This window comes from Rhizobacter sp. P2_H2 (assembly GCF_056403375.1).
In genome coordinates, this window is sequence record NZ_JBFUFP010000521.1 from 1 (window position 1) to 3,778 (window position 3,778).

Consider the following 3,778-nt stretch of genomic DNA (forward strand, 5'->3'; position numbering starts at 1 on the left):
GGGTGGTGCCGGGCGTGCTCAAGATGCTGGGCGGCGCGCTGCTCGCGTACCTGGCGATCAGCCATTCGGTGCCGGTCGACCGCGCGGTCGATCCCAACCAGATGTACCTCGCGGCCTACGAGTACGTGTTCCCGCACCCGGCGTGGGCGGTGGCGGCGACGGCGCTGCTGGTGGTCGTCTCGCAGCTGAAGATCAACGTGACGAACGCGTATGCCGGCTCGCTCGCGTGGTCGAACTTCTTCGCGCGGCTCACGCACAGCCACCCGGGGCGCGTCGTGTGGGTGGTGTTCAACACGATGATCGCGCTGATGCTGATGGAGCTGGACGTGTTCCGCGCGCTCGGCGAGGTGCTCGGGCTGTTCTCCAACATCGCGATCTCGTGGATCATGGCCGTCGTCGCCGACCTGGTGGTCAACAAGCCGCTCGGGCTCTCGCCGCCGGGCATCGAGTTCAAGCGGGCGCACCTGTACGACGTCAATCCGGTCGGCGTCGGTGCGATGGCGGCGGCGTCGGTGCTGTCGATCTCGGCCTACCTCGGGCTGTTCGGCCCGATGGCGCAGGCCTTCTCGGCGCTGATCGCGCTCGTCACCGCCTTCGTCGTGTCGCCCCTGATCGCCTGGGCCACGAAAGGCCGCTTCTACATCGCGCGCCGCAGCCCGCAAGGCCTGTTCACCCGGCTGCAGCATTGCGTGATCTGCGAGCGCGAGTACGAGGCCGACGACCTGGCGCACTGCCCCGCCTACCTGGGCGCGATCTGCTCGCTGTGCTGCTCGCTCGATGCACGCTGCGACGACCTGTGCAAGCCCGAGGCCAAGCTGTCGACGCAGTGGTCGGCGGCGCTGCGCGCGGTGCTGCCGCGCAGCGCCTGGCCGTACATCGACACCGGCCTCGGCCATTACGTGCTGCTGATGGCGGTGGTGGTGCCGCTGCTGGCGGGGCTGTTCGGGCTGCTGTACCACCAGGAGCTGCGGCTGCTGGGCGAGCCCGGCGCGGCGCTCGCGCCGGCGCTGCGGCTGGGTTTCATCAAGGCCTTCGCAGCGCTGCTGCTGGTGAGCGGCATCGTCGCGTGGTGGCTGGTGCTGACGCACAAGAGCCGGCAGGTGGCGCAGGAGGAGTCGAACCGCCAGACGCAGGCGGTGCACGAGCAGACCCAGGCCTTGCGGCGCGAGATCGATTCGCACCGCCGCACCGACCTGCAGTTGCAGCAGGCCAAGCGCAGCGCCGAGCTCGCGAATCAGGCCAAGAGCCGCTACATCACGACCGTGAGCCACGAGCTGCGCACGCCGCTGAACAGCATCCTCGGCTATGCGCAGCTGCTCGACGAGGATGCGTCGATCCCGCCGCACCGCCAGCAGGCGATCAGCGTGATCCGGCGCGGCGGCGAGCACCTGCTGTCGCTGATCGAGGGCACGCTCGACATCGCCCGCATCGAGGGCGGCAAGCTGCGGCTGGAGTCGCAGCCGATGCACCTGCGCGACGGCGTGCAGCAGATCGTGCGCATGTTCGAGCTGCAGGCGGCGGGCAAGGGCATCGCGTTCAGCCACGAGCTATCGCAGGCGCTGCCCGAGGTGGTGCGCAGCGACGAGAAGCGGCTGCGCCAGATCCTGATCAACGTGCTGGGCAACGCGGTCAAGTTCACGCAGGCCGGCCAGGTGGTGTTCCGCGCCGGCTATGCGCGCGAGATGGCCACCTTCGAGATCGAGGACACCGGCCCCGGCATCGCGCCGGAGGAGATCGAGCATGTGTTCGAGCCGTTCGCGCGCGGCAGCGATGCAGGCGCGGCGGCTGCCAGCGGCACCGGGCTCGGGCTGACGATCAGCAAGATGCTGGTCGACCTGATGGGCGGCGAGATGACGGTGCACAGCACGCCGCAGGTGGGCACGCTGTTCCGCATCCGGCTCTTCCTGCCGGCCACGCGCGACGCGGTGCCGGGCGCGCAGGCGCCGCGCGCGAGCCGCACCGGGTATGACGGCGTGCGCCGGCGCATCCTGGTGGTCGACAACGAGGAGGTCGATCGCGCGCTGCTGCGCAGCGTGCTGCAGCCGCTGGGCTTCGAGGTGCGCGAGGCGGCGTCGGGCGACGAGTGCCTGGCGCTGCTGCGCAGCTTCACGCCCGATGCGATCCTGATGGACCTGGCGATGCCGGGGCTGGATGGCTGGGCGACGATCCGGGCGATCCGCGCGCAGGACCTGAGCACCGCGCCGATCGCGATCGTCTCGGGCAACGCGTTCGACCGCGAGATGGAGAACGACGTCGGCATCGCGCCGGCCGACTTCGTGCTGAAGCCGGTGCGCGTCAACGACCTGCTGGACTGGCTGGGCGCGCGGCTGCGCGTGCAATGGGTGCAGGCGGCGCGCGCCGAGGCGCCGCCGGTGCCGCAGCCGGCGGCGGCCTGGGTGCTGCCCGAGGTGGCGCAGCTGCAGGCGCTGGAGGAACTGGTGGGCCTGGGGTATTTCCGGGGCATCGTGAAGAAGCTGGACGAGATCGAGGCGGACAATGCGGCCCATGCCGGCTTCGTCGCCCACCTGCGCGGGCTGGCCCGACAGTTCCAGCTCGACGCGATGACGCGCATCCTTCGCCAGGCCCGACATGACCGAGAGACTTCCTGACCGCGCCGCGAGCGACGTCGTGCTGATCGTCGACGACGTGCCGGACAACCTGTCGCTGCTGCACGATGCGCTCGACGAGGCGGGGTATGTGGTGCTGGTGGCGGTGGACGGCGAGAGCGCGCTGCAGCGGGCCGCGCAGGCCGACCCCGACATCGTGCTGCTCGACGCCGCGATGCCCGGCATGGACGGCTTCGAGTTGGYGCGCCGGCTGAAGGCCGATGCCGACACGGCGCACATCCCGATCATCTTCATGACCGGACTGACCGAGACCGAGCACGTGATGGCGGCCTTTCGTGCCGGCGGTGTCGACTACGTGACCAAGCCGATCCGTCCGCAGGAGGTGCTGGCGCGCATGGTGGTGCACATGCAGAGCGCGCGCGAGAAGCGGCAGGCGCGCAACGCGCTGGATGCCTTCGGCCACGCGACGATGGCGATCCACGTGACGCCGCGCCTGGCCGACAGCAAGGCGGTGTGGCAGACGCCGCTGGCGCGCGAGCTGATGCAGCGCTATTTCGAGGCGGCGCCGGGGCAGATTCCGCAGGAGCTCGCGCAGTGGCTGCACGAGCAATCGCTGACGGCCGGCGAGGGGCGCGAGCCGAAGCCGCTGGCGGTGACGCGCGGCGAGCGGCAGCTGGTGTTCTCGCTGCAGCAACGCACCAGCGACGACGACTGGCTGATCGTGATGCGCGAGGTGTCGGACGCGGCCGCGGTGGATGCGGTGCTGCAGGCCTTCAAGCTGACGCTGCGCGAGGCCGAGGTGCTGTACTGGGTCGCCAAGGGCAAGACCAACCGCGACATCGGGGACATCCTCGGCAGCAGCCCGGCGACGGTGAAGAAGCACCTGGAGCATGTTTTCGAGAAGCTGGGCGTGGAGACGCGCAATGCGGCTGCTTCGTTGGCGATCCAGAAAGTGAGGGCGCTGGCGCCCTGGCATGGGGGATGATTTCTCGCGTTGCTTCTGCGCTGGCGCGGCGGGTGAGGGGATGGGCCGGGGGCTCATGCCGAGGCGGTCGGCGCCCTGGGGGCGCCGACTCCACGAAGAAGCTCGGCTCCGTGGGTGCATCGGCAAACTCCCGCCACTCACTTCGTTCGTTGTGGTCAAACACAGCCGATGAGTCAGTCTACGAAGCGCGCTGGCGCGCGCCACCCACGGAACCGATCTTCTTCGT

Annotated in this window: 2 protein-coding genes; both read left to right on the forward strand. The window is 69.9% G+C overall.

The annotated features are described in order from the left end of the window. Window positions 1-2,609, forward strand: a 2,609-nt coding sequence (locus tag AC1D15_RS21610) for an ATP-binding protein (protein ID WP_477827585.1), incomplete at its 5' end; no start/stop codon positions are given. Beyond that, entirely contained in the window at window positions 2,590-3,552 is a 963-nt protein-coding gene (locus AC1D15_RS21615) for a response regulator (RefSeq protein ID WP_477827586.1), read from the forward strand. The genes AC1D15_RS21610 and AC1D15_RS21615, both read left to right, overlap by 20 nt. Window positions 3,553-3,778 lie beyond the last annotated feature (226 nt).